This is a genomic window from uncultured Streptococcus sp. (assembly GCF_963518475.1).
GTDB lineage: Bacteria > Bacillota > Bacilli > Lactobacillales > Streptococcaceae > Streptococcus.
Genome location: NZ_CAUQJA010000019.1, coordinates 12,865 through 39,688 on the forward strand (window position 1 = coordinate 12,865; position 26,824 = coordinate 39,688).

General features: G+C 36.6%; 23 protein-coding genes. 7 read left to right on the top strand and 16 right to left on the bottom strand.

The genetic code is table 11. The annotated features are described in order from the left end of the window. Nucleotides 1-377 precede the first annotated feature (377 nt). From RYK12_RS07810 to RYK12_RS07860, 11 genes are all read right to left on the bottom strand, one after another. On the bottom strand, nt 378-1,610 hold the full coding sequence (locus RYK12_RS07810) for an acyl-CoA thioesterase/BAAT N-terminal domain-containing protein (protein WP_261804938.1): 1,233 nt from the start codon (nt 1,608-1,610) through the stop codon (nt 378-380). A 56-nt stretch (nt 1,611-1,666) separates the two neighbouring features. After that, the gene (locus tag RYK12_RS07815; RefSeq protein ID WP_314848294.1) at nt 1,667-2,122 is read right to left on the bottom strand and encodes a MarR family transcriptional regulator; all 456 of its coding nucleotides are present in this window, start codon (nt 2,120-2,122) and stop codon (nt 1,667-1,669) included. Nucleotides 2,123-2,214: 92 nt separating this feature from the next. Continuing rightward, nucleotides 2,215-4,716: a leucine--tRNA ligase gene (leuS, locus tag RYK12_RS07820; protein ID WP_314848296.1), complete on the bottom strand. Its 2,502-nt coding sequence runs from the start codon at nt 4,714-4,716 to the stop codon at nt 2,215-2,217. A gap of 345 nt (nt 4,717-5,061) precedes the next feature. After that, nucleotides 5,062-6,150 (bottom strand): glycerol dehydrogenase, encoded by a 1,089-nt coding sequence (locus RYK12_RS07825; RefSeq protein ID WP_001217826.1) that lies wholly within the window; start codon nt 6,148-6,150, stop codon nt 5,062-5,064. Between the two features lie 17 nt (nt 6,151-6,167). Next, nucleotides 6,168-6,836, bottom strand: coding sequence for a fructose-6-phosphate aldolase (locus RYK12_RS07830; protein WP_261013753.1), 669 nt, complete (start codon nt 6,834-6,836; stop codon nt 6,168-6,170). An 18-nt stretch (nt 6,837-6,854) separates the two neighbouring features. Then, on the bottom strand, nt 6,855-9,293 hold the full coding sequence (locus RYK12_RS07835) for a glycyl radical protein (RefSeq protein WP_000247406.1): 2,439 nt from the start codon (nt 9,291-9,293) through the stop codon (nt 6,855-6,857). Between the two features lie 161 nt (nt 9,294-9,454). Further along, nucleotides 9,455-10,744, bottom strand: coding sequence for a PTS sugar transporter subunit IIC (locus RYK12_RS07840; protein WP_001096818.1), 1,290 nt, complete (start codon nt 10,742-10,744; stop codon nt 9,455-9,457). Between the two features lie 16 nt (nt 10,745-10,760). Next, complete coding sequence (locus tag RYK12_RS07845) at nt 10,761-11,069, bottom strand: PTS sugar transporter subunit IIB (RefSeq protein ID WP_000238723.1); 309 nt, start codon at nt 11,067-11,069, stop codon at nt 10,761-10,763. Between the two features lie 33 nt (nt 11,070-11,102). Continuing rightward, nucleotides 11,103-11,423, bottom strand: a complete 321-nt coding sequence (locus RYK12_RS07850; protein ID WP_000402908.1) for a PTS lactose/cellobiose transporter subunit IIA — start codon at nt 11,421-11,423, stop codon at nt 11,103-11,105. A gap of 195 nt (nt 11,424-11,618) precedes the next feature. Then, nucleotides 11,619-12,599, bottom strand: a complete 981-nt coding sequence (locus RYK12_RS07855) for a sugar-binding transcriptional regulator (protein ID WP_001070838.1) — start codon at nt 12,597-12,599, stop codon at nt 11,619-11,621. A gap of 12 nt (nt 12,600-12,611) precedes the next feature. Beyond that, nucleotides 12,612-13,358, bottom strand: a complete 747-nt coding sequence (locus RYK12_RS07860; RefSeq protein WP_000824973.1) for a DeoR/GlpR family DNA-binding transcription regulator — start codon at nt 13,356-13,358, stop codon at nt 12,612-12,614. A 121-nt stretch (nt 13,359-13,479) separates the two neighbouring features. Here RYK12_RS07860 and RYK12_RS07865 point away from each other — a divergent pair, with 121 nt between their 5' ends. From RYK12_RS07865 to RYK12_RS07895, 7 genes are all read left to right on the top strand, one after another. After that, on the top strand, nt 13,480-14,256 hold the full coding sequence (locus RYK12_RS07865; protein WP_000406173.1) for a glycyl-radical enzyme activating protein: 777 nt from the start codon (nt 13,480-13,482) through the stop codon (nt 14,254-14,256). Between the two features lie 174 nt (nt 14,257-14,430). Next, nucleotides 14,431-16,080, top strand: a complete 1,650-nt coding sequence (locus RYK12_RS07870) for a histidine kinase (protein WP_314848308.1) — start codon at nt 14,431-14,433, stop codon at nt 16,078-16,080. Next, on the top strand, nt 16,073-16,843 hold the full coding sequence (locus RYK12_RS07875; RefSeq protein ID WP_000475409.1) for a response regulator: 771 nt from the start codon (nt 16,073-16,075) through the stop codon (nt 16,841-16,843). Before RYK12_RS07870 ends, RYK12_RS07875 begins: the two co-directional genes overlap by 8 nt. A gap of 295 nt (nt 16,844-17,138) precedes the next feature. Continuing rightward, complete coding sequence (locus tag RYK12_RS07880) at nt 17,139-18,179, top strand: ABC transporter substrate-binding protein (protein ID WP_314848311.1); 1,041 nt, start codon at nt 17,139-17,141, stop codon at nt 18,177-18,179. Nucleotides 18,180-18,340: 161 nt separating this feature from the next. Further along, entirely contained in the window at nt 18,341-19,387 is a 1,047-nt protein-coding gene (locus RYK12_RS07885) for an ABC transporter substrate-binding protein (RefSeq protein ID WP_000731166.1), read from the top strand. Between the two features lie 12 nt (nt 19,388-19,399). After that, entirely contained in the window at nt 19,400-20,491 is a 1,092-nt protein-coding gene (locus tag RYK12_RS07890; protein WP_001289680.1) for an ABC transporter ATP-binding protein, read from the top strand. Next, on the top strand, nt 20,481-22,139 hold the full coding sequence (locus RYK12_RS07895; RefSeq protein ID WP_000440018.1) for an iron ABC transporter permease: 1,659 nt from the start codon (nt 20,481-20,483) through the stop codon (nt 22,137-22,139). The genes RYK12_RS07890 and RYK12_RS07895 overlap by 11 nt, the downstream gene beginning before the upstream one ends. Before the next feature lie 225 nt (nt 22,140-22,364). Here the strand turns inward: RYK12_RS07895 and RYK12_RS07900 are convergent, their stop codons facing one another. From RYK12_RS07900 to rplQ, 5 genes are all read right to left on the bottom strand, one after another. After that, complete coding sequence (locus tag RYK12_RS07900) at nt 22,365-23,057, bottom strand: histidine phosphatase family protein (protein ID WP_314848315.1); 693 nt, start codon at nt 23,055-23,057, stop codon at nt 22,365-22,367. A gap of 232 nt (nt 23,058-23,289) precedes the next feature. After that, nucleotides 23,290-24,771 carry an N-acetylmuramoyl-L-alanine amidase family protein gene (locus tag RYK12_RS07905; protein ID WP_314848317.1) on the bottom strand — a complete coding sequence of 494 codons (1,482 nt, stop codon included), beginning with the start codon at nt 24,769-24,771 and terminating at the stop codon, nt 23,290-23,292. Between the two features lie 17 nt (nt 24,772-24,788). Continuing rightward, the gene (locus tag RYK12_RS07910; RefSeq protein ID WP_314848321.1) at nt 24,789-26,126 is read right to left on the bottom strand and encodes a PFL family protein; all 1,338 of its coding nucleotides are present in this window, start codon (nt 26,124-26,126) and stop codon (nt 24,789-24,791) included. A gap of 9 nt (nt 26,127-26,135) precedes the next feature. Then, a complete protein-coding gene (locus tag RYK12_RS07915; RefSeq protein ID WP_261075041.1) occupies nt 26,136-26,402 on the bottom strand; it encodes an ACT domain-containing protein in 267 nt (88 codons plus the stop codon). A 264-nt stretch (nt 26,403-26,666) separates the two neighbouring features. Beyond that, the coding region (rplQ, locus tag RYK12_RS07920; protein WP_314848326.1) for a 50S ribosomal protein L17 at nt 26,667-26,824 on the bottom strand (158 nt) is incomplete at its 5' end.

Sequence of the window (26,824 nt, forward strand, 5' to 3'; positions counted from 1 at the left end):
TAACTAGAAATCATGACACACAATCCCTTCTATCAAAATGAAACTGCTGAATATGATATGATTGAATTGGAAGCAAGTAAGTATTGTCCTGAATTTGAAACTTCCATTAGCCAAATTTTTGACGACAAGTAAATCCATTAGGAAATAATATATGAAAAGAATTTTCAATACAAGCAAAAAACAGCTCTTTTTATCCGAGAAGAACTGTTCTATTTTATGAAAGAGAAAGTCACTAGTAACTCTTGTACTTCTCTCTACGTTTTTACTGTTTGAGTTCAAATTTCTCTTATTTTAGTGTTTGCTTTTGTAGACTGAACTACCAACCAGAACTGTGTTTTTATCTTAGTTGGAACTATTATAGTACGGTTCAGCACTATCTACAAATTTTTCAGATGTGTATCAAAATAATTTATCGTGGCAAACCAAGAGTCTACACTTTCTTTCATTAATAAGCGCCAATCTTTTCGATAACGATGATTCGCTTGATAAGCAACCGTCAACATATGCCCTGTTTCATGGTATTTTTTAAACAAAATGGATTCCCCTTTATAATGTGAAATGATATCATCTATCGCGGATGATGCATTCCATATTTCATCAACATCGCTTCCTAGTAATAATAAAGGAGAGGAAATTTTACTCACATCAATCTGGGCCCTACTATCTTCAGGAATATGTTTTCCAAAAAACTTGTTTAACAAGTAATTTCCTAACTGAAATTTTTGATACGGAAGTTCTTTTTGCAAATATGTCCAAGAAGATGAATGAGAGTTGAGTTTTCCCTTTATTCCCTCAAATATTACATTTGAGGGGGAATTGAGTACCAAACATTGCACATCATCCAAAATACTTTGTCCAGCCAGAACAAGCTCTGCTCCTTTAGAGCGACCATATATTCCTATTTTTGTATTATCAACTTGAGGATGATGGTATAGAAAATCTTTCGCCTCCTCCAGACATTCTATCGGAATTCGTTCTAAATTTTGAGATAATCCCTCTAAACCAAAATAAGCTATCGCAAGACAAATATAGCCTCTTGAAGATAAAAGTTGGGCAATATTCTGAGCTTTTTCAATTCTTCCCTCACTACCGCTAACAATAATCACGGCTGGCGCCCTTCTTAACTTTTCATCATAGAATAATCGACCTTGAAAATGCTTGTCATAGATATCTTGATATCTTACTCCTAGATTCATATAACGCCTTACGAAACTTTGCTCCGCGACCACATCTTTCCCCAGCTTGATTTTAATTTCAACACCAAAACAATCTCGTAATGGAATTCTATCAAGAGAACTCGGTAATCTCCTTTTCCTATTCTTCAACGGTTTCGCATTAAAGAATAATCCCATTTCTGAAACCCCTTTATAAGATCCCGAAATAGATGCTGTCTGAGAGGTATCAATCATACCGTCCTGATCAGATAAAAAAATTGCGGTTGATTTCCATATAACATCATGATCTAAAAGCAAGGGAGCATTTATACAGTAATAATCAGACAGGTACATTTCTACACAATACATTGCCCTTGGTTCTAAACCATTAATAGCAATATAAAAAGATTCATCCGCTAAATCTGTTTGTGAAATCAGTTCTATGTTTACAGTCATATCTTCTCCTTTTTGTTAATTCACTTAACAATTATATTTGAAATTTACCGTGACTTTTACCACGGTAATTCTATCCACACCTTTTCAATATCATCCATCAATTTCACAACTGTTTTAAGTTCCACCTCGCTATAGTTGTTTAAAACTGAAAAGATTGATTTTTCAATATATGCTTGTTGCTCCTTATGGATTTTAAAAATTTCGATGCCTTTTTCAGATAATCTCAAATATTTATTTTTCCCATTATTCAGATCAAAATCAAAAACAACTAAATTTTTTTGAATCAATCTCCTAACACTTTGAGTTATTGCACTTCTTGAAACTTCTAATAATTCAGATAATTTTACTAGATTTAAGGGCTGATTTTCCCCAATCACAACAATCAAATGTACCTCATTCAACGTAATGGATTTGTCAACACCACTTTTATGTTGATTTTTTTTTAACTGTTCAAACGCTAAAATAAATCTATTGAAACGATTATTAAATGCAATAAATTCTTTTTTATCCATAATCTCTCTTTCTTTTGTTAATTATATTAACAAAAGAGAAACTTCCTGTCAAATAAAAAATCCTCCAGATTCTACTCTGAAGGATTCATTTCTTATTTCACAACAATGTTAACCAATTTATTCGGTACCGCAATCACTTTCACGATTTCCTTACCGTCAATTTCTGCTTTGACTTTTTCATCCGCTAGAGCAATTTCTTGCAATTCTTCGCGTGATAGGTCTTTAGCAACCATGAGTTTGGCACGAACTTTTCCTTTGATTTGGACAACGATTTCGATTTCGTCTTCAACTAATTTGCTTTCATCCCAAGTTGGCCAAGCTACATAAGAGATAGATTCTCCTGTTGCTGCAACTGTTTGCCAGAGCTCTTCTGCCAAGTGAGGTGCAAATGGTGCAATCAACTGAACGAAGCCTTTGGCGTAGTCTACATAAAGTTTGTCTTCCTTGTTGGCAGCGTTGACAAAGACCATAAGTTGGGCAATGGCTGTGTTGAATTTCAATGATTCTATTTGCTCTGTGACAGCTTTAACGGTTTCGTTGTAAACCTTGTCGAGAGAGCCATTGTTTTCTGCAACAATTTCCTTGCTTGTAATCAAACGGTAAACACGGTCAAGGAACTTACGGCTTCCTTCCAGACCTTCTTCTGACCAAGCGATTGAAGCATCAAGTGGCCCCATAAACATTTCATAAACACGAAGGGTGTCGGCACCGTATTGTTCCACCACATCGTCTGGGTTAACCACGTTCTTGAGCGATTTAGACATCTTGGCTGGTGCTTGCTCCAACTCTTCCCCTGTTTCTACATGGAAGAAAGAACCGTCACGTTTTTCAACCTTATCGGTTGCCACAAGAGCGCCACGGTGATCACGGTAGCTTGTTCCCAAAATCATTCCTTGGTTAAAGAGTTTTTGGAATGGTTCCTTAGTCGGAACAACACCGAAGTCATAGAGGAATTTATGCCAGAAACGAGCGTAAAGCAAGTGAAGAACGGCATGCTCTGCACCACCCACATAGATATCTACTGGCAACCATTGTTTGAGAAGATCCTCATCGGCCAATTTCTCAGTATTGTGTGGGTCAATATAGCGGAGGTAGTACCAGCTTGAACCTGCCCATTGTGGCATAGTGTTGGTTTCACGACGACCTTTGACACCATCTGCACGAGTCACTTCAAGCCAATCTGTCAAGTTAGCCAATGGACTTTCCCCTGTACCTGAAGGGCGGATATCCTTGGTTACAGGCAAGACAAGTGGCAATTCACTCTCAGGGACAGCTGTTGAAGTTCCATCTTCCCAATGAATGATAGGAATTGGCTCACCCCAGTATCGTTGACGGCTAAAGAGCCAGTCGCGGAGACGGTAGGTAACCTTCTCTTGTCCACAGCCTTTTTCTTCCAACCAAGCCACGATCTTGGTAATAGCGTCTTCTTTGTTGAGTCCATCTAGGAAGTCTGAATTAACATGAAGGCCATCCTCTGTGTAGGCAGCTTCTTCAACATTTCCACCTTCCAGCACCTCTACGATTGGAAGATCAAATTGTTTGGCAAATTCCCAGTCACGTTGGTCATGGGCAGGTACAGCCATAACGGCACCTGTTCCATAACTAGCAAGAACATAGTCGGCAATCCAGATTGGAATTTCCTTACCATTGACAGGGTTGATGGCATAAGCACCAGTCCAAACACCAGTTTTTTCTTTGGCAAGGTCTGTACGAGCTAAGTCAGACTTAAGGCTAGCTTGGTGTTTATAGTCTGCTACAGCTTCTGCTTGCTCTGAACTTGTGATAGCATCTACTAATTCATGTTCAGGAGCCAAGACAGTGAAAGTCGCACCGAAAAGAGTATCAGGACGAGTAGTAAAGACAGTGAATTCCTTGTCTGTTCCTTTTACTTTGAAAGTTACATTGGCACCAGTTGATTTACCAATCCAGTTGCGCTGCATGTCCTTAATAGACTCTGGCCAATCTAGTTCATCTAAGTCATTGAGCAAGCGCTCTGCGTAAGCTGTGATTTTGAGCATCCATTGGCGCATTGGTTTACGGACAACTGGATAGCCTCCTCGCTCAGATGTTCCATCAGGAAGAACCTCTTCGTTGGCAATGGCTGTTCCCAATTCCTCAACCCAGTTTACTGGTACTTCCGCTTCATAAGCCAAGCCTTTTTCGTAAAGCTTAGTGAAAATCCATTGAGTCCACTTGTAGTAGTTTGGATCTGTCGTGTTAACTTCACGATCCCAGTCATAAGAAAATCCAAGCGCATTGATTTGGCGTTTGAAGTTAGCAATGTTCTCAGCTGTAAATTCTGCTGGGTCATTACCAGTATCCATAGCGTATTGCTCTGCAGGCAAACCAAAAGCATCCCAACCCATTGGGTGAAGGACATTGTAGCCTTGCGCACGTTTGTATCGGCTGAGGATATCGGTTGCTGTATAACCTTCTGGGTGTCCTACGTGCAGACCCGCTCCAGATGGATAAGGGAACATGTCGAGAGCATAAAACTTCGGTTTTGAGGCATCTGTTCCTGTCTTAAATGTATGGTGTTCTGCCCAGTAGCCCTGCCACTTAGGCTCAATTTCTTTATGATTGTAAAAACTCATGGTCTCTCTCCAATTTTGTGATGTTACTATTATACCATTTTTGAGGGAATTTGAAATGTGTTAAAAGAAAAAACTGTATACTGTATTTCATTAATTTTGATGGCTCTGAATTGCTCTATCACCCACTTTTTTATCCTATATGCGGGAAATCAAGAGCAAAACAAGAAGCTTATCTCTTATAACACAAAACACTAATTTTAGACCGAAGATACGACTGGAATGCTAATTAATGTATTTATAATAAATAGCCGACAACCTATGTCGCTTTTTGATTTATGAAGAACGTCGAATTCAATACGAGGATCAATAAAAGACTACCATTTGGAAAACAGTAGTCCTTATTGTTTATTTTGAATTTACATAGGCGTCTACAGCGATGATAGCTTGAGCAACATCTGAAGGCGAAATCTTAAACGGCATCTGATGGATTGTCTCACCCTCCATAGTTGCTTGTTTACCAACTTTTATTAAATCATCATATCCAACTTGATCTAAATGCATTTCTTTTAGAGTTGTTGGCATACCAATTTTTTTGTAAAACTCAATATACTTATCAAGTTCTTCTTTAGGTCTATTTTCCAATAATAGTTGTACCAAAGTTCCATAAGCTACTTTTTCACCATGTGTTAAATGATGAATGTCACCTGTCAATGCAGTAAAACCATTATGAATTGCATGCGCCGCAGCTAATCCTCCACTTTCAAAACCTAGGCCACTCAATAAAGTATTAGCTTCAACAATATTTTCTAATGCTGGTGTCACCACTTTAGCTTCACAAGCTGCCATAGCCTGTAAACCATCTGCAAACAGCGTTTCTTCACATTTCTTCGCAATTGCAACTCCAGCCAACGTTTGCTGTTGTCCCAACATAGTTTTTCCATTTGCCTGCATAACCGCACGCGCCTCAACCCAAGTTGCTAAACCATCTGCAATACCAGATGCTAATAAACGCTTAGGGGCTTGTGAAATAACTTTTGTATCAACCAAAACTAAATCTGGATTTTTAGAATAAAATAGATAATGATCAAATGCACCTTCATCTGTATAAATAACAGATAAAGCAGATACAGGTGCGTCGGTCGATGCAATTGTTGGAGCAATAATAACAGGCTTTTCAATTAAATCTGCAATAGCTTTTGCGCTATCAATCGTCTTTCCCCCACCAAGACCGATAATACTATCACAATTTTCTTTCTCAGCCAAGGCAACAACTCGATTGATTTCATTGTCAGAAGCTTCACCATTAAATAGCGTCAGAACAATATGGAAACCATACCTATGTAGGTAATCTTCAAATCGTTTTCCAACAATATCATAAACCAACTGATCGCATAATAGAATAGGACGATTTCCCAAATCCAAAATTGATTTGGCATTTTCAAACAAGGCATTTTCCCCCTGAATATATCTAGAAGGACTAGCAAAAATTCTCATATGTATCTCCTCTCTATCTAAATGGAACGACTATTTTGAATAACAAACCAATCGTCAGAAAAATCATCAACCGCCTTTTGGATAGATGGCATGGCGAAAGCTGATTCAAAAACATCTGCTCCTGCTGTAACAGCATGCGCACCTGCAGCTAAAGCATTATTTACTTGTGCTACATTTTTAAAGGATGCAGCTAAAATCTTACTAGGAGAGTTCTGTCTATCAATAGCAAGAGCTAATTGACGAATGACAGAATTTGAATCAATGTTCAGATTTTCCATCCTATTATAATATGGAGCTAGGTAATCCGCTCCTGCTTCGATAGCTAAGAATCCCTGAATAACCGTATAAATAGCTGTTGCAGTGATATGGTAGCCCTCTTTTTTTAGCACCTTTATTGCACGTAATCCAGCTGGAGTAACAGGTACTTTGATAAATACATCATCTCCTGCTTGTCCTCGAATTTCATGAGCATCCTTTAAGATGCCTTCAAAATCTTGAGAAATCACCTGAACATGAATAGAGGGTGCAGAGCCAATCAATTCTCTTACATCTTTGATTCGTTCAAAAAAATTAATAGAACCCTCTCTTTTTGCAATAGTGGGATTTGAAGTTACCCCAGCTAGCGGTAAAATTTCAGACCATTTTTTAATCTCATCTAAATTTAATGTGTCAAGCATAAATTCCATAAAAAGAACCTCTTTATTTTACAATGTATGCTCAGTACGTCCTATAATATCATCTTGGGTTGCCTTAGAAAGAACATTGAAGAATGCAGAGTATCCTGCAACACGAACAATTAAATCTCTGTGTTTTTCAGGATGTTTCTGAGCGTCAATCAACGTCTCTCTGGAAACAACATTGTATTGAATATGGTACCCATGTAAACGATTAAAGAATGTTCGTAACAAAGCAATTAGTTTTAATTTATCTTCTTCTTTGGCTAACGTTTGAGGATTTACTTTCTGATTTAAGAGAACCCCACCTACGATTTCATCTGTTGGTAATTTTGAAACAGATTTTAAAACAGATGTAGGGCCGTGTTGATCCATATTATGTGATGGTGAACAACCCTCTGCTAACGGTGTACCCGCGTTGCGTCCATCTGGCGTTGCTAATGTTCCACGTCCCTGTCCTACGTTGGCTGAGATAGAAGATGTTCCTGAATAACGAATTCCTCCAATAGGACCTCTTCCATAACGTGTATTAGGATATTTAGCAATTTCATCAACATAAATGTCATAAGCAGCAGTAACCAATTTGTCGGCATAATCATCATCATTACCGTACTTAGGTGCATCATGAATCAACATTTCTTGAATGACCTTACCTTCTTCCCCGGCATAATCTGTTTCCAGTGCATGCCAAAGCTGACTTGGGCTTATACGTTCTTCCTCAAATACCAATTTTTTAATTGCAGCTAATGAATCCGACAAATTTGCAATTCCAACTTGCAAACCTGATATATAATCATATACTGCTCCACCTTCTTTAAGGTGTTTTCCACGACCAATACAATCATCAGTCAATGCTGAACATAGAATATCAGGAACTTCTCGTTCCAATGATAAATCAATAGAATTTTCAACAATAACACTCATTCGTGTCAAATATCTTAGTGTTTTATCCCAAGCATTTTCTAATTCAGAAAAGTTCTTCATATCCTTAAAATGACCAAAGCTTGGTGCAAACCGTTTACCCGAAGCCGGATCAATTCCATCATTCATCGTGATAAGTAGAACCTTAGGGAAGTTCATATAACTCATACCTGTGCAACGATAGCCCCATTTCCCTGGAACTGCCGTTTCAACACATCCAATGGCACTGTAATCATAAGCATCATCTTCCAATACTCCTTTTGCAATAAAAGAAGGAATAATAATCTCATCATTATTAAATGCAGGCATACCAAAACCAAGTTTCATCACTTCAATACACTCATTCATGAAACGAGCATCTAAACCTGCATGGTAACGTACAGTTAGATTAGGTTGCGGTAGATGGGTTTGTGCAACTGATTTTAATACCAAATAAGATAATGGGTTAACAGCATCCTTCTTATCTCGAGTCTGTCCACCAATGGTAACATTTTGATATAAAGGACTTCCTGCTGAAGAAAATGTATGTGCTTGACTGCGAACCTTATTAATTGTAATTGTCTTAATCCAAAGATTTGTCAGACGTTCAACAATGCTATCTTCTGTTTCTTTACCACTTTCTAAATCAGCCTTCATATATGGATACATATATTGATCAAAACGACCATATGAAAGAGAGTGGCCATTAGATTCAATTTGTAAAATACATTGAATAAACCAAACTGATTGAATAGCTTCTGCAAAAGTAGTTGCCGGTTCATATGGGACTCTAGAGCAAATATCTGCAATCTCAAGTAATTCTTTCTTACGTTTAGGATTTGCATTTTCGGCTAAATTTTTAGCAAGAGCAACAAAGCGATTTGCATATACTTTAATAGCATCGATTACGATAAATATAGAGTCGTAAAAATGATATTTATCAATACTTGCTGGATCTGTTAAATCTAGAGCTGCTTTCGCTTTACGAGCTCGCTCTTCAAAACCTCTTAAACCAAATTGCAACAGTTTCTGATAGTTAACTGCTAAGTGAGCATCTCCAGAATTCATCTTACCTTCCATACCGAAGAATCCTGTTTCCATATAAACAGACACTTCTTCAGGTAACAAGGCACCAGCTCTAGCACGTAAATTATTATTTTCCCAAAACGGAGCAATACTTCTAAGTTGTTCTTTTGTTTCTTCAGTAATATAGAAAACATCTCCATCACGCTTTTCAAAAAGATCCAACTCATTGAGAACAAATTCTAGCGTATATTCTGGAAAAATAGGAGCATCTTTATTGGAAGAAGCTTGATTTCCCGCAATCATAGATTCTTCTTCGATATAGATAGTCATATTTTCCAAAATTTCTTTCAGCATATAGGCGCGTTTTAGGACATTAGGTTGTTCCTTATATCGATCATAAGCGCGTGTTGCTAGAACCGCTCTCTCAGCATCAATATAAGGTTTTTTATTTAAAACATCTTCTCGATATTTGTTCATCCTTTCAGTAAGGCTACCAAAATATTCTGTCTTAATTGTCGTTCTTGCTACTTCTTTATTTACCATAATAAGCACCTTTCTTTCGAAAATATTTTTGTTTCTTTCGAAAATATAATACCTGGTTTTTTAGAAAATTTCAAGCTTTTAACTAGAAAAACTTTAACTCTCTAATTTTTAGCACAAATGTGTGTGTTTAATGATAATACACAAATGTTTTTTTAGAATTATCATGCTTCATTCTGACAAGCTAAACGATCCTGTACTTTAAAGAATGGGAAATAAACTAATGTAGACATCGCTAATATCACCAGCTGAGTAATAACTCCTTGCCATCCACCAACCATAAATCCTGATATAATAGCTGGGGTGCTCCAAGGTAATGTAACTCCTGAAAATGGCTGCATGAAACCTGTTGCAATAGCTCCATATACTATAACAGCTGCAAGTACAGGAACAAGAATGAAAGGTACAAACATAACTGGATTCATGACAATCGGAAATCCAAATACAACTGGCTCATTTACGTTAAATATTGCTGGAAAAGCTGCTACTTTCCCTAACGCTTGGTACTGTTTAGATTTTGATGCAAAAAGCATCGCAACTACAAGTCCAAACGTAATTCCTGAACCAGATAGAATTAAAAATGAATCTAAAAATTGTTGAGTAACAATATGTGCACCATTTTCTAATGATAGATTCCCAGAGGCTAACATAGCTTTATTAGCATCAAGATTAGATAAAAGCAGAGCTGTCACTACTCCATTTACTACCGATTGTCCATGAACACCAAACCACCACAAAAATGATATAAAGAATGCAATTCCAATTGCACCATACAAAGATCCAGTTAAACCTTGCAATGGAACTTGAATAGCAGAATAAATCATTTCTATGAATGTTCCGCCATTAGTCAATGAGCTCGCTAAAATATATACAATCATAGAAAGTAAGAAAATTACAAATGCTGGAATCATTGCTTCAAACTGTTTCGCAATAGCTTGTGGAACTTGTTCTGGCATCTTAATAACAATTTTTCTCTTTATAAAGAAGGTATAAATGCTTCCTACTACCAAACCTATAATGATAGCACCGATAATTCCTTGACCTCCAAACCAAACTTTACTAATAGCATCCCCAATTGCCTCACCTTGTTTAGGGATATAAGATGATCTTAGCAAAATAAAGAATGCAGATACAGATAGAACCCCAGCTGGCAAAGCCTCTACTCCGCTATTCTTAGCATAAGAATAGGCAATTGAAAAACAAGAAATTAGACCCATAATCGCAAAAGTTCCTGAATATACTTGCATAAACGGCTCTGTCCAATTTGCTCCAAATACACTAGCAATGCTCTTGTTTAATCCTTCAAATGGCAATTGTCCCATAATCAAGAATAAACTACCAACTACTGTCAATGGCAAAATTGCTAACATACCATCTTTTAGAGCTATAATACCACGCATATTCACAAACTTCATCATAGGTGCAATGATTTTTTGAACATCCATCTTTGCCATAATAAATCTCCTTTTCTTACCCACTAATCAAAGATAGGGCCAAATCTAATACTTTTTTCCCATCTAACATACCATAGTCCATCATCGGAATAACAGCTATCGGAACATCACACTTATCACAAATTTCTTTTGATTTATCTAATGTATAAGCAACTTGAGGCCCCAACAGTGCAACATCTAGATTTGGGGCATAATCCGCTAATTTAGACTGAGAAAACGCCTCTATTTCTGCCTCAACTCCACTAGATTGCGCTGCAATTTTCATATTATTTACAAGCATACCAGTAGAAAAGCCTGCTGCACAAAACAAACCAATCTTCACCATTATATTTTCCTCCTCTATGTTAATACTCTAGTATTATTTTTTGTGAAGTTCTTTTCTCAAACTAATAATTTCTTTGATTAAATTAATCTCCGTCATACTAGTCATGAGATGATCTTGTGAATGAACAAAGAGAGCTGTTATTTCTGTCTTTGTACCAGACGCTTCCTGTGCCAAGAATTTTGTTTGTAGATTATGGGCTTCTAATAAGGCTGCATCAGCTAACTGGATTTCTTCTTCACATCGTTCACATGTACCGTTTTTTATATAATCTAACGCTTTATAAATATGTTGTTTCGCATCGCCAGCATATAAAATTAAACCCATGATAATTTGATCTGGAACAATAATTTCCATAAATTCCTCCTCATTTCACTATGTAAAAAGCTTTTTCATTTGAAATTTTAAAATTTTCTTTTGTAACTATAGAATACAACTACATAATAAACTTGTCAATCTAAAGACAACAAATAAACTATTTTTATTTATATAAGCACAAATGTGCAATTGATTAAAAAGAAAAAACGATAAACTGATATCAGTCTATCATTTTCACTCGCATAAAATATTTCGAAAAGAAAAATCACCATCTTCTTCTAAAACTTTTAAAATTGTATTTTTATCTGTAATCAGATGATTTACTAGATTAGCACGTAATACAGAAAGAATCGCAGATACTTTCGTATCACCATAAGCAACAGCTAAACTTTGAGGAATATTTTTTAAATCTTCCAAAGAGATTGCTATCGTTCTTTCCTGTAAGTTCTCATAAACTTCTTTACCTTTTGAATCAAAGAATCGACAACAAATTTCCCCTACAGTTTTAACTTTTGTCAATTCTTTAAAGTCATCCTCTGTAAGCATGTCTAACCATTGATGTTTTCCTTTATTACTAAAATCACCAATCCCAACCACAACTATATCTAAATCTTTCCAACTATTTTTCAAATCTTCAAAATATCTTGATTGCAAAATACCATCTGCTAACAATTTATTTTCTTGCACAATTGTTGCATTCATAAATGTACACTCTCCATGAAATTTTCTAGACATTTCATAAATCAGTGTATTCACATGGTATTTAGCGTGTATGTGACTAGGACCACCTGCTAGAGGATAGAAGTGAACATTTCGAACACTTTTGCTGTGGATTAAATCTACTAAATTACTTAAACTTTTTCCCCAAGAAAAGCCAATTTTCATATTATCATCAATTAAATTCCTAAGGACACCTGCTGCAACTTGAGAAATTCTTTCAGATAAAATTGTTGGATTGTCATCAAATTCATTTGGAATAATTTCTAAACTTTCCAGACCATATTTTTCTTTTACATAATTTTCCAACTTAAACATATTGGTATCAAAATTCTCTATTTCAATTTTAACAATTCCTGCATTCCTTGCTTCTGTTAACATTCTACTAATAGAGGTTCTATAAATTCCTAATTTTGCTGCTATTTGTGACTGATTTAAGTTTTCAATATAATACAGATAAGCAATTTTAGAGAGTAGTTTATTCCTATCTTGATTCATACACTTAACCTCTTACGAAACTACCTTAACCATTATCCCAGCATTTTCTAATGTAGCTATATTTTGTTTAGAAAGTTTTTCGTCTGTTATTACTTCATAGACTTGACTTAAAGCAAATCTTCTTACTGTACCCCTTTTATCAAATTTACTTGAGTCAGTTAGCACAATGACTTTATCCGACGCTGCTGAAATATATTGAACTACCTCACTGCGCATTAAATCTTTTCCTGTAAAGCCCATCTCTTTATCGTAGCCATCTGTCCCAACAAAAGCTTGACGCACATGAAAAGTCTGTATCATTTCTTTTAATAAAGGTCCTACGGTAACCTGTGAATCTTTCTGAAACTCTCCACCAAGAACAATAACACGACATGAATCATAACCTCTTACAAAATTTGCTATAAAAAATGAATTTGTTACAATAGTGACATTTCTTTTTTGCTTGCAAATTTCCTCAGCAAGTAAAGCACAGGTTGAACCAGATTCTATCATTATTGTTTCATTATCTGATACCAATTTTACTGCTTCTTGAACAATTTTTCTCTTAATTTCATAATTAATTGACAAGCGTACATTTAAGTCATCTCCACTATTTAACACAGCATATCCATGCTCTCTGTGTAATAAGCCTTTTGACTCTAATTTATCTAAATCTTTTCTAATCGTTACTTTCGATACATTTAATTTTTCCGATAATGTATTAACATCAATCTTTTCATATTCTGATACTAATTTAATAATTTGTTCCAATCTTTTCATTTTACACCTCCGTTTTATTCTACCAAAATAAAAAGCAAAAAACAACAAATTAAACTTTCGTTCGTAATTGTTTTTCTTTCGTTTTTGTGATAGGATAGAATTATAAAGAGGAGGAACTCTTATGGAAATATCTAAAGGAATTATTTTTAATATTCAACACTTTTCAATTCATGACGGTCCGGGTATTCGTACAACTGTTTTTTTAAAAGGATGTCCTCTGCGCTGTCCATGGTGTTCTAATCCTGAATCTCAAAGAATGAAACCTGAAAAAATGAAAGATGCTCAACGAGAAAAATTCACTTTAGTAGGTGAAGAAAAAACTGTAGAAGAAATTATTACAGAGGTATTAAAAGATAAAGAATTTTACGAAGAATCCGGTGGAGGTTTAACTTTATCAGGGGGTGAAATATTTGCTCAGTTTGAATTTGCTAAAGCCATCTTAAAGTCAGCTAAAGAACATCACATACACACTGCCATTGAAACTACTGCCTTTGTTGATCATGAAAAATTTGTTGATTTAATCCAATATGTGGATTTTATCTACACAGACCTAAAACATTATAATTCTATAAAACATAAAAAAGTGACTGGAGTTTTTAATCAAATGATTATTAAAAACATTCATTATGCTTTTTCTCAACATAAAACTATCGTTTTAAGAATCCCAGTTATCCCTGATTTTAACAATAGTTTAGAGGATGCAGAAGAATTCGCTACTCTATTTAACTCATTAAATATCGACCAAGTTCAACTACTCCCTTTTCATCAATTTGGTGAAAACAAATATCGTTTATTAAATCGGAAATATGAAATGGATGGAGTCAACGCACTTCATCCTGAAGATCTTATTGATTATCAAAAGGTATTTCTGAACCATCATATTAATTGTTATTTCTAGTTCATTTCCTTGAAATGCTCTAGCTATTTGCAGATAACAAGCATCTATAATACATACTTAACTTTTCAAAAGGTTTAGCTAAAAAATTTTAGCCAAACCTTTTCTATTTTACCTTGCTCTAGAATTTTTAAACTGCTATACTTATAACAGAAAACCCTTCCAAGGAGGTAGCGGATGTCTCATTCCTTTAAAAAATCTCTCCAAAAAGAAATTCTCCATAGAAGCTCTATCGCAGCCTTTATGACCTCTCTTTTACTACTCATTTTACTTTTTGGTTTTTCCTATTTTTTACAAAAGCAACAACTCTCCAAAGACACGAGACAGATTGTCAAACAAGTTCAAGAGATGAAAGAAGCAAATAATGAGCTCCTGACCACTATGAACTATAAAATGATTCCTGGATTTTTGGATGGCAAACACACAGAGAGAGAAGTCTTTAGCTTATTTTACGAGACAAAAGCTAAATTAAAACTTAGTTCTGACCTCATTATCCTAAGTGATACAGGTGAATTACTATTTAGTACCAATCGCAATCATCAAGAAAGTATTTTATCTCCCTACTATCTAAAACTGCTCATTCAAAATCCTTCTCAAGAAAAAGTTACAGAAAAAATTGCACTCTCTTCAGATAAGCAACATTACACACTCTTTATCAAACCACTACTTCAAAACCAACGAGTTATAGCCTATACGATTGCTTTCGTAAATGAGAATGATTTCATCTCAAGTTTCCCAATGATAAATTCTAAATACATCATTACCGATAGCTTTGGAAATATGTTTTCCAACAATACAAACCAGTTCACTCGCTCCACTCTTGAAAAATTTGATGAAAAACTCCTACACTCTCGTACCCACTGGTATGAGAATGAACCGCTTATTGTTCAAAAAGAAAAAGTCGGTGCTATTTTTTCAATCTATACTTTTCAATCCTTTTTTCCTATTCCTAGCTTACTCGGCCTAGCCTCCATTCTCACCTTATGTATATTCTTCCTCTACTTCTGGCAAGCAAGACGAATTGCTCATAAGATTGCTACACACAACGCTGTTCCTATTGAAAGCTTAGTTTACCAACTTCAAGAAATTCCCAAACAAGCAGAAAAAAGACTTTCTCTACAAACAGGTGATGAGTTTGAATTTATGGCCGAAAAAATTAATAATATGTTGTATGAATTAGATCAACTTCATCAGAAAATGTTGACCATCGAAAAAGAAAAGTGGATTTTTGAAAGAAAAATGCTGGAAGCTCAGTTCAATCCTCATTTTCTCTACAATACGCTTGAGACAATTAAAATTACTTCTTTAATGGATGCAGCTCTCACACAAGACCTGATTCAAAATCTCACGCGCATTCTTCGCTACAGTATCACCGATTTAGAAAAAGAAACAACCATTTGCCAAGATTTAAAGATTATAGAGGATTACCTTATTATTCATAAGATTCGTTTTGAGCACTTTTCCTATGATATTGTCTGCCCAGAAACTGTCGATAATCAACCTATTCCTAAACTTTTCTTGCTTCCTCTAGTAGAAAATGCTATAAAATATGGGATGCAATACCGTATTGATCTTCATATTGATATCCAAATTACCTTGGAAGCAGATTCTCTAACTTTTTTAGTCAAGGATAATGCTGGAGGACTCACAAAACAAGAGCGACTCGCTATTTTAGACTCTTTAGAAAGCCCTCATACCCAGCATGGCATCGTTAACAGCTATAAACGATTGAGCAATTTCTTTTCTGATGTCCAGCTAGATTTAGGAGTCAATCGCCGAGGAGAAACTTGGGTCAAATTTATAACGAAAGGACTAACTCATGTTTAAGCTCATTATCGTAGAAGACGAACACCTCATTCGAAAATGGCTAGAGATTGCCGTAGACTACTCTGCCTTAGGTATCCAAGTTGTAGGAACTGCTAGTCACGGTCAAGAGGGAATGAAACTCATCCAAGAAAAAGAACCTCATATTGTCTTAACAGACATCACAATGCCAATTATGGATGCTTTCATGATGTTCGAAGCCACTCGTACCCTTTCTTATGAAAAAGTTATCTTATCAGGTTATAACGATTTTCAAAATGCCAAAAAAGCCATGCAATATGGAGCAGTTGATTTCTTATCCAAACCAATTGATACCAAGGAGTTGACAGAATGTCTTCAAAAAATTGTTTTGCGATTACGAGTTAGCACTTATCAAGAAACTCCTTTTTTAGAAGAATATCAAACTTTACTCACCTCCATCCAACAAATTGATACACAAAACCAAATCATTCAGCAAATTCTTGAATTTGTGCATCAACACTACTACATGCACTTTACCATTTCTACCATTGCAGAGAATCTTGGATACAGTGAAAGCTATCTATATAAGGTTATCAAAGAATACTTCCCAATGACGCTAAATGAATATATCTTACGCTACCGCCTCAAGCAAGCTATAGATAAAATGGCTCAGTCCCCAAATTCCCCCCTAAGCGATATCTCTGAACAAGTTGGGTTTTCAGACTATAAATATTTTGCCAAAGTTTTTAAAAAGTATCTCCATATTTCTCCAAAAGAATTAAAACTTATGGATAAAAACCATTGATGTAAAAGGATTGCTCAACTCTAGCAATCTTTTTATTTTGTACTTTTACCCAATGAAAATCCAAGAGCAAGCTAACTACTCAAATCATAGCTTTGAGATTGCAGATAAGGCGACCTTGTTTGAAGTGTATTTCCATCTAAATCACTGCTACAATTCACCCATCCTTGTCCAGGAACTCATTTCCTATTTTTCGTTTTAGATTTCTTTAAGGTTTTTATTATATCCTGTAGAACTCTACAATTTAAAAACATTAACAATCTATGTAGAGAAAATGTTCGTAAAAAAGGAGATACTTATGAGAAAACTACTATTCTTTCTCTCTTGTGTTTGGATATTCCTTTCTTTATCAGGATGTTCTTCACCTATAGAAGCGGAAACTAGTACTGAAAAAGATTCAGATAACACTTTGGTTGTCTACTCACCTAATCCTGAAGATCTTATCGAAGAAACAATCCCAGCCTTCGAAGAAAAATATGGTATTAAGGTTGATTTAGTACAAGCCAGCACTGGTGAATTGTTCAAAAAAGCTGAGGCTGAAAAAGAATCCCCTGTAGCTGATGTCATTTTCGGAGGCTCCTACGCCCTCTTCTCTTCTAACGAAAAACTTTTTGAACCTTATATTTCCCAAGAGAACGACCAGATGATCCCTGAATATCAAAATAAAACAGGATTCTACACACCTTACACACTGGATGTCAGTGTTATCATTGCCAATTCAGCCCTTACAAAAGATATTAAAATTGAAGGCTACAATGATCTACTCAATCCTAAATTAAAAGGAGAAATTGCTACTGCTGATCCAAGTAACGCTTCTAGCGCCTTTGCACAATTAACAAACATGCTTGTCGATCAAGGTGGATACGAAAGTGAACAAGCTTGGACCTATGTGAAAAATCTCTTTACCCTAGTAGATGGAAAGATTGCATCTAGCTCTTCGAATGTTTACAAAGCTGTCGCCGATGGGGAAATGGCTGTAGGACTCACCTATGAAGATCCTGCCTTAAAACTCTTAAACGACGGAGTTGATGTAAAAGTTATTTATCCAAAAGAAGGTACCGTCTTTTTACCTGGTAACGCGGCTATCGTCAAAAATGCCAAACATATGGAAAATGCTAAGAAGTTTATCGATTTCCTCCTTTCTCAAGAAATCCAAGATAAGCTAGGAACTGAAACTACAATCAGACCCATTCGTAAAAATGCTAAAACCAATAAAAATATGAAGGCTATGACAGAAATCAATGTTGCCACTGAAGATTCAGATTATGTCATCAAGAACAAATCCGCTATTCTTAAAAAGTACAATGATATTTTCACAGATATTCAATCTAAAAAATAAAATTTGACTTTCCAATGATTAACTGTCGTACACTAGTATAAAATCAAAAAGATTACTTCCATTTTGTAGAGAATTTTACTCTAATAGAATAGAATTATCGGTTTTAAAAACGCTTACATTATTTTAAAATAAGCTTAAATAACACAACGGAGGTATCCATCATGAAAAAGAAATGGATGTATTATGCTGCTTGCGGACTAGCTCTTTTTGGTCTTGCTGCTTGTTCTTCTAATGAATCTGCCGATGGCGGTTCATCTGATAAAGGAGACGGCGGTTCGCTAGTCGTTTATTCACCAAACTCAGAGGGCTTAATCGGAGCAACTATTCCTGCCTTTGAAGAAAAATATGGTATCAAAGTAGAACTGATTCAAGCTGGTACTGGAGAACTTTTCAAAAAACTAGAGTCAGAAAAAGAAGCTCCTGTAGCCGATGTCATCTTTGGTGGTTCTTATACACAATATGCTACCCACGGAGAACTCTTTGAAAACTATACTTCAAAAGAAAATGATAATGTTATCAAAGAATATCAAAACACAACTGGCTACTCTACTCCTTATACACTGGATGGTAGTGTTTTAATCGTCAATCCTGATTTAACGAAAGGCATGAACATCGAAGGATATAGCGACCTTCTCAAACCTGAACTAAAAGGAAAAATTGCAACTGCTGACCCAGCAAACTCTTCTAGTGCCTTTGCTCAATTAACAAATATGCTACAAGCTCAAGGTGGTTACAAAGACGATAAAGCCTGGTCTTATGTAAAAGATCTCTTCACACTTATTGATGGTAAAATCGGTTCAAGCTCATCTGGTGTCTATAAAGCAGTCGCTGACGGAGAAATGGCTGTTGGTCTCTCTTATGAAGATCCAGCAGTTAAACTCTTAAATGACGGAGCTAATATCAAGGTAGTCTATCCAAAAGAAGGAACCGTCTTCCTACCTGCTAGTGCTGCTATCGTTAAAAAAGCGAAAAATATGGAAAATGCCAAGAAATTTATCGATTTTATTATCTCTCAAGAAGTACAAGATACACTTGGTACAACCACTACTAACCGTCCTGTTCGTAAAAATGCCAAAACAAGCGAAAACATGAAACCAATTGACAAAATCAAAACACTCACTGAAGATTATGATTATGTCATCAAGAATAAATCAGATATTGTTAAGAAATACAACGAAGTCTTTACAGATATCCAATCTAAACAGTAAAAGAGGTTCACTATGAGTGAGATCAAAATTATTAACGCCAAAAAAATCTACCACGATGTCCCTATTATTGAGAATTTGAACATTACAATTCCAAAAGGAAGTCTCTTTACCCTTCTTGGGCCTTCAGGTTGTGGGAAAACGACTCTTCTTCGTATGATTGCAGGTTTCAACAGTATCGAAGGCGGAGAATTTTACTTCGATGATACAAAAATCAATAATATGGAACCCAGCAAACGCAATATAGGGATGGTTTTTCAAAACTACGCTATTTTCCCACATTTGACTGTTCGAGATAATGTTGCTTTTGGTCTCAAGCAAAAGAAAGTCCCTAAAGAAGAATTGGTCCAACAGACCAATAAGTATCTTGAACTCATGCAAATTGCTCAATATGCGGATCGAAAGCCCGATAAACTTAGTGGTGGACAACAACAACGTGTCGCCTTGGCACGCGCCTTAGCTGTTAATCCAAGTGTTCTCCTCATGGACGAGCCGCTCAGTAACCTAGATGCCAAACTTCGCTTGGATATGCGTCAAGCCATTCGAGAAATCCAACACGAAGTGGGAATTACAACTGTTTATGTGACCCACGACCAAGAAGAAGCTATGGCTATTTCAGACCAAATTGCTGTTATGAAAGATGGGGTGATTCAACAAATCGGCCGACCAAAAGAACTCTATCATAAACCAGCTAATGAGTTTGTAGCAACCTTTATCGGACGCACAAATATTATCCCTGCCAATCTCGAAAAACGGAGCGACGGCGCTTATATCGTCTTTTCAGATGGCTATGCCCTTCGAATGCCAGCTCTTGATCAGGCTGAGGCACAAGCTATTCATGTAAGTATTCGTCCTGAAGAATTCATTAAAGATGAATCTGGAGATATTGAAGGAATTATTAGCGATAGCGTCTATCTTGGACTGAATACTGAATACTTCATCGAAACAGGATTTGCCTCAAAAATTCAAGTTAGCGAAGAATCAACTTTTGAAGAAGATCTACAAAAAGGCGATCGTATTCGTCTACGAATCAATACTCAAAAATTAAACGTCTTTTCTGCAGATGGTTCCCAAAACCTGATAAAAGGAGTCAACCATGGAACGTAAAAAACTAAATATTTGGACAGCCTCCTCTTTCTTCATCTTTCTTACCTATCTTGTCTTTCTCGTTTATCCTATCGTTACCGTGCTCAAGCAAGCACTCATACATGAAGGACAATTCTCACTAGCTAATTTTGTCACTTTCTTTAGTAAAGCCTACTACTCTGAGACACTTGTCAACAGTTTCAAGGTTTCCATTACCGCTACTGTCACTTCCTTAGTTGTAGGAACCCTATTAGCTTATCTCTTTTCCATGTATGACTTCAAGGGAAAGAAATTTCTACAAATATTGATTATCATTGCTTCCATGTCAGCTCCTTTCGTGGGAGCCTACTCCTGGATTCTCTTGCTGGGACGAAATGGGGTCATCACAAAATTCATGACAAATACTCTTCATCTTCCAGCTATTGATATTTATGGATTCAAAGGAATTGTACTTGTCTTTACACTGCAACTATTCCCACTGGTATTTCTATACGTTGCTGGGACAATGAAAAGTATTGACAATTCTCTACTTGAAGCTGCTGAAAGCATGGGTTCCTTCGGATTTAAGCGTATCGTAACGGTTGTTTTGCCTCTCCTAGTTCCAACCTTACTAGCAGCTGCCCTACTTGTATTTATGAGAGCATTCTCAGACTTTGGAACGCCTATGTTGATTGGTGAAGGATATCGGACTTTCCCGGTCTTGATTTATACCCAATTCATTAGCGAGGTTGGAGGAAATTCTGCTTTTGCATCTGCTTTAGCAATTATGGCGATTATCATTGCCTTAGCAATTTTCCTTATCCAAAAATACATTTCAAATCGCTACAGTTTCAGTATGAATTCGCTCCATCCAATTGAGCCTAAAAAAACTACAAAAGGAAAAATGGCTGCCATTTATGCGACAGTCTACGGAATTATCTTGTTCTCTGTTCTACCTCAAGTCTACTTGATTTATACTTCTTTCCTAAAAACATCAGGTATGGTATTTGTCAAAGGCTATTCTCTAAACAGTTACAAGGTAGCTTTCAATCGTATGGGATCTGCTATTTTCAATACTATTCGTATCCCTTTGATTGCCTTAGTTCTAGTTGTCCTATTCGCAACATTTATCTCCTACCTAGCCGTTAGAAAACGGAATTTGTTTACAAACTTAATTGACAGCCTCAGTATGGTACCTTATATTGTACCAGGAACCGTTCTAGGGATTGCCTTCATTTCTTCTTTCAATACCGGTCTATTTGGAAGTGGATTTCTTATGATTACAGGGACAGCTTTCATCTTAATTATGTCCCTATCTGTCAGAAGATTACCGTATACTATTCGCTCATCTGTTGCTAGCTTACAACAAATAGCCCCAAGTATTGAAGAAGCTGCTGAAAGCTTAGGAAGTAGCCGTCTCAATACCTTTGCCAAGATTACAACTCCAATGATGCTATCTGGTATTATTTCTGGAGCCATCCTATCTTGGGTCACAATGATTTCAGAACTCTCTACTTCTATCCTCCTCTACAATGTCAAAACAAGAACAATGACTGTAGCCATTTATACAGAAGTTCTCAGAGGAAATTACGGTGTAGCCGCAGCCTTGTCAACTATCCTGACTGTTCTAACAGTAGGTTCCTTGCTCTTGTTTATGAAAATCTCTAAAAGCAATAGCATTACACTTTAGTTTTCCCCATCAAAAACAGCCGAAAGGATTAACCTCGGCTGTTTTTTCTTATCTTGATATTCTTATCAAATTCTTATACTCAATGAAAATCAAAGAGCAAACTAGGAAACTAGCCTCAGGTTGCTCAAAGCAGTGCTTTGAGGTTGTGGATAGAACTGACGAAGTCAGTAACCATATCTACGGCAAGACGACGTTGACGCGGTTTGAAGAGATTTTCGAAGGGTATTAAATAGAGGCTTCCTCCATCTTCTCCCGTCCTAGTTCTCGGTAACTACGGTCACCGACAACTTCAACGCTAAACTGCCCGTCCTCATATTCAAGGATCGTTACGCTACCATTATCGAGACCATGCGGATGCATACCATTAATCAGATAAACAATGGTTCCAATGGTCATTCCGTGGCTCACGACAAGAGCGTTGCCCCCACCTTGTTCTTCCATTTCTTTGGCAATCGCTTCAAAACCTTCCTTGATTCGGCCACTGAGTTTTTCCCAGCCTTCAGCCCAACCAGCTGTATCGACCTCTACCAAACCCTCAGCCAGTTCAGCATAAGACAATTGGTGAACGTGGTCCACATTAAAGATACGAGGAATAATGCCCATGAAAAGATCGCCATCATAAGCTCCGTCAAAGCTACCAAAACACCATTCTCTGATACGCTTGTCCATGCGATAAGGGATTTTCCCCTGCAGATCAAGTTCTTCAAGGATAATTCCCATAGTCTGAATGGTGCGGCCAGAATCACTCGAATAAGCGCGCTCAAACTGTAGACCAGATTCTCGCAAACCGATTCCTAATTCTTGAATCCCTCGCTCACCTTCAGCTGTTAAGGGAGTATCGCTCCAACCTTGCGCGCGACCAATCGTGTTAAACATAGTCTTGCCATGACGTACCAAATACAATCGTACTTTTACCATTTTCCGTCCTCCGTTTGTTTCTATTATATCATGGATGATAAAACAAAAGCCACCCATACAGGCGACTTTTGCAGGAGATTATTATGAAAAAGTTTAGGAGTTCTATTAAATAAAGATATTAGATGAAAATCAAATTCAAACTAAATCAGTGTTATCTGTTTCAAATAATATTAGGAGGTCTTTATTTAATGATTATAGTATACACAGCTAACCTTAAATAGAACTTAAAAAATTATACCCACTCACCTTTTTCATTTACTTTATAGCCATTAATGGTCATATTTTTTGCCAATTTCCCATCAGCTAACAAGTAATACCACTTATCTCCATCCTTAATCCATTGGTTACGAGCGTACTTACCATCTTGGTTCAGATAATACCAACTATCATACTGAGAATCAAATACCCACTCACTCTTAGCCATATAACCGCCACGTTTTAGGTAGTATTCGCCCTGCCAAGCTTTCTCCACATAACTACCAGTTGAATCAACATAAAACCAGCTCTTATAATCTTCATCATAAATCCATTCACTCGCAGCCATTGAAGCATCTGCTTTTAGATAATAACGGCCTACCCAATGGTTTCTTACAAGATTGCCAGAAAGGTCATTGTAGTACCATTTGCCAGACTCTTTAAACCACTTACTTGCTTGATAATCTTTCTTAGTCTCTCCATTAGCTGTAAAGGTAGATTGAGATGAAGATGAAACTGAGGGTGAAGTTCCAGTAGAAACTGCTTGAATAGCTTCTTCTTTTGTCACATTAGGCTTAGCTTTTCCTTGGTAAACATCCTCAATGCGCTTAGTAAATACAGATAGCTCCTCAGGGGAGAGCATATTAACAATATCGGTTCCATTGTCAGGAATATAACCAACAGAGTGTGTCCCAATTTTTGCTAGTCCCTCTTCTAATATGTCCTCAACATTATTCAATAAAGCGATCTTCTCAGATTTAGAAAGAGAATCATCACTACTAATAGCTGTTTTCTCCATAAATGCAACTGCTTTAATTTCTTTAAAATATCTCTCTGTCGGAAGTGATATATAGATATGAAACTCATCTGACACAATCGGAATAAGACTCTTTAAATATTCATTTACACTTCTCTTATCATAATAATTATCAGATTCAAAGTTTTTAAATTCACTTGTAGACTCAAGGTTTTTTAACACATTTGATTTTTCTTTAGCCGTATAATCTTGATTGTTATTTATTTTTGGAATCAGATTTTCCTTTTTCTTTAATATTACTAGATTTAAAGCTTCTGTTTTTATTCTATAACTAGAATCAAAATTTCTGTTAATACGGTAACTCATAGAATTATACAATCTATTTAAAGCACCTTGGAAATCCTTTGAAGTCTCTAATGCTTCTTTCTCCACTCTTTCTATCTCTTCTAAAAAAGATTGGTGTTCTTTATTAAATCTTTCTATAGCATTATTCTTAATTGTTTTTATATCATCCTGAGAAAAAGAAAGGATACTCCTGTCTACTTGATCCGCTTCATTTGATAATTTTTCTTTATTCTTACTTAAAAATTCTTTATAAGATTTCTTAATTTTCTCTACTTCATTTTTAAAAAGTTCTAAAGTTACCTGAGTAGCAGTTTCATGGCTTTCTTCCTGCGCATAAACTACTTGATTGGCAAAAGTTGGGACGAGTAAAGTCGACAGTCCTAAAGCTACTAAAGCATGTTTCATTTCTTTTTTCATCATTTTCTCCTATTTTCTTAATTTTTAAAACTATGAATTGGTGCTGGGATTTGTCCTCCACGAGAGATGAAATCGACAGACGAAGCCCCATTGACTTTCATTACTGGAGCCGTACCTAATAGGCCACCAAATTCAATCATATCGCCTTCTTTTCCTTTTGGAATGATACGAACAGCCGTTGTCTTCATGTTAATAACACCAATTGCAGCTTCATCTGCAATCATAGCCGCAATGGTTTCAGTAGGTGTATCCTCCGGAATGGCAATCATATCCAAACCAACGGAACAGATAGCCGTCATAGCTTCTAGTTTTTCCAAATTAAGAGAGCCATTTTGCACTGCAGCAATCATCCCCTCATCCTCAGAAACAGGGATAAAGGCACCAGACAAACCACCGACTTGGTTGCAGGCCATCACTCCACCCTTCTTAACTTGGTCGTTCAAGAGTGCCAAGGCAGCCGTCGTCCCGTGTGTTCCAACTGTCTCAAGTCCCATTTCCTCAAGGACACGTGCAACAGAATCTCCAACCGCAGGAGTTGGCGCCAAACTCAAGTCTACAATACCAAACTCCACACCCAGTCTTTCACTAGCCATCTGACCAACCAATTGACCGATACGAGTGATTTTAAAGGCAGTTTTCTTAACTGTTTCGGCTACTACATCAAAGCTCTGTCCACGAACTTTTTCCAAGGCACGTTTCACAACACCAGGACCAGAAACTCCGACATTGATGATAACATCTGCCTCCCCAACACCATGGAAGGCACCAGCCATAAATGGATTGTCCTCAACAGCATTAGCGAATACAACCAACTTGGCCGCTCCCATATCTGATAGAGTAGCCGTTTCCTTGATAATTCGTCCCATATCTGCCACAGCCGTCATATTGATACCAGACTTGGTTGAGCCGATATTGACTGACGAGCAGACCTTGTCCGTTTCAGCCAAAGCACGAGGAATAGAATTGATGAGAATCTCATCCCCCTTTTGATACCCCTTTTGTACCAAGGCAGAGAAACCACCAATAAAGTCCACTCCAATCTCTTTCGCAGCCTTATCAAGCGCTTTTGCCAGAACCACGTAGTCCGTCGCATCTGTCGTTGCCCCTATCAGAGAAATAGGAGTTACCGATACACGCTTATTAACGATAGGAATTCCCAACTCAGCTGCAATTTCATCCCCAACAGCCACTAAATTAGCTGCCTTGCTCGTAATCTTTTGATAAATTTTTTCCGCAGCACGATTGATATCTGGATCGATACAGTCCAAAAGGGAAATCCCCATGGTAATAGTTCTGATATCGAAGTTTTGCTCCTCAATCATGGCGATGGTTTCAGTAACTTGTCTAATATCCATGATAACCTCCTAGATATTATACATAGCTTCGAAAATCGCTGCACTCTGAATATTGATTTTCACATTCAAAGTTTGCCCAAAAGTTTCAAACTCATTTCGCAGATAAGTAAAATCTTGCTTTTCATCACTAGAGACGACAGTCATCATCGTGAAATATTCATCCAAAACAGTTTGAGAGATATCATCAATATTCAAACCCAATTCTGCAATTTTACCAGAAACACCTGCAACAATTCCAGATTTATCTTTACCAACAACAGTTATAATCGCTTTCATAAGCAAACTCCAATTCTTCTTTAAATAAGAAACCTGAACATTAAACAGGATTCTTTTCAAATAGTATAGCATAATTCTAACTAAAATACTCAAAAACGCCTGCTTACGAAGTTGTTCTTAAGAAAAAAACAATTTCGTAAACAAGCGTCTACTATCCCAACTTATGATGAGTGTTCCCGCTAGGACCGAGATCCTAGCGGTAGACCAGAGCTAGACTAAGAGCACAAGACTCCATCATCATAACACTCAACAAAATTGATGATTTTATACTAATTCGATGATCGCCATTGGCGCTGCATCACCACGACGTGGTTCAGTTTTAAGGATACGAGTGTATCCACCGTTACGTTCAGCATAACGAGGTGCGATTTCTGAGAACAATTTTTGAAGTGCTGTAGTAGAAGTGTACTTATCAGTTGCTT

Coding starts and splice junctions, on each gene's coding strand:
- RYK12_RS07855 (WP_001070838.1), bottom strand. CDS start 12,599: ATGAATCAAGATAGGAATAAACTACTCTCTAAAATTGCTTATCTGTAT.
- leuS (WP_314848296.1), bottom strand. CDS start 4,716: ATGAGTTTTTACAATCATAAAGAAATTGAGCCTAAGTGGCAGGGCTAC.
- RYK12_RS07845 (WP_000238723.1), bottom strand. CDS start 11,069: ATGGTGAAGATTGGTTTGTTTTGTGCAGCAGGCTTTTCTACTGGTATG.
- RYK12_RS07865 (WP_000406173.1), top strand. CDS start 13,480: ATGGAAATATCTAAAGGAATTATTTTTAATATTCAACACTTTTCAATT.
- RYK12_RS07840 (WP_001096818.1), bottom strand. CDS start 10,744: ATGGCAAAGATGGATGTTCAAAAAATCATTGCACCTATGATGAAGTTT.
- RYK12_RS07885 (WP_000731166.1), top strand. CDS start 18,341: ATGAAAAAGAAATGGATGTATTATGCTGCTTGCGGACTAGCTCTTTTT.
- RYK12_RS07850 (WP_000402908.1), bottom strand. CDS start 11,423: ATGGAAATTATTGTTCCAGATCAAATTATCATGGGTTTAATTTTATAT.
- RYK12_RS07830 (WP_261013753.1), bottom strand. CDS start 6,836: ATGGAATTTATGCTTGACACATTAAATTTAGATGAGATTAAAAAATGG.
- RYK12_RS07895 (WP_000440018.1), top strand. CDS start 20,481: ATGGAACGTAAAAAACTAAATATTTGGACAGCCTCCTCTTTCTTCATC.
- RYK12_RS07825 (WP_001217826.1), bottom strand. CDS start 6,150: ATGAGAATTTTTGCTAGTCCTTCTAGATATATTCAGGGGGAAAATGCC.
- RYK12_RS07890 (WP_001289680.1), top strand. CDS start 19,400: ATGAGTGAGATCAAAATTATTAACGCCAAAAAAATCTACCACGATGTC.
- RYK12_RS07910 (WP_314848321.1), bottom strand. CDS start 26,126: ATGGATATTAGACAAGTTACTGAAACCATCGCCATGATTGAGGAGCAA.
- RYK12_RS07815 (WP_314848294.1), bottom strand. CDS start 2,122: ATGGATAAAAAAGAATTTATTGCATTTAATAATCGTTTCAATAGATTT.
- RYK12_RS07835 (WP_000247406.1), bottom strand. CDS start 9,293: ATGGTAAATAAAGAAGTAGCAAGAACGACAATTAAGACAGAATATTTT.
- RYK12_RS07870 (WP_314848308.1), top strand. CDS start 14,431: ATGTCTCATTCCTTTAAAAAATCTCTCCAAAAAGAAATTCTCCATAGA.
- RYK12_RS07875 (WP_000475409.1), top strand. CDS start 16,073: ATGTTTAAGCTCATTATCGTAGAAGACGAACACCTCATTCGAAAATGG.
- RYK12_RS07880 (WP_314848311.1), top strand. CDS start 17,139: ATGAGAAAACTACTATTCTTTCTCTCTTGTGTTTGGATATTCCTTTCT.
- RYK12_RS07860 (WP_000824973.1), bottom strand. CDS start 13,358: ATGAAAAGATTGGAACAAATTATTAAATTAGTATCAGAATATGAAAAG.
- RYK12_RS07900 (WP_314848315.1), bottom strand. CDS start 23,057: ATGGTAAAAGTACGATTGTATTTGGTACGTCATGGCAAGACTATGTTT.
- RYK12_RS07810 (WP_261804938.1), bottom strand. CDS start 1,610: ATGACTGTAAACATAGAACTGATTTCACAAACAGATTTAGCGGATGAA.
- RYK12_RS07915 (WP_261075041.1), bottom strand. CDS start 26,402: ATGAAAGCGATTATAACTGTTGTTGGTAAAGATAAATCTGGAATTGTT.
- RYK12_RS07905 (WP_314848317.1), bottom strand. CDS start 24,771: ATGAAAAAAGAAATGAAACATGCTTTAGTAGCTTTAGGACTGTCGACT.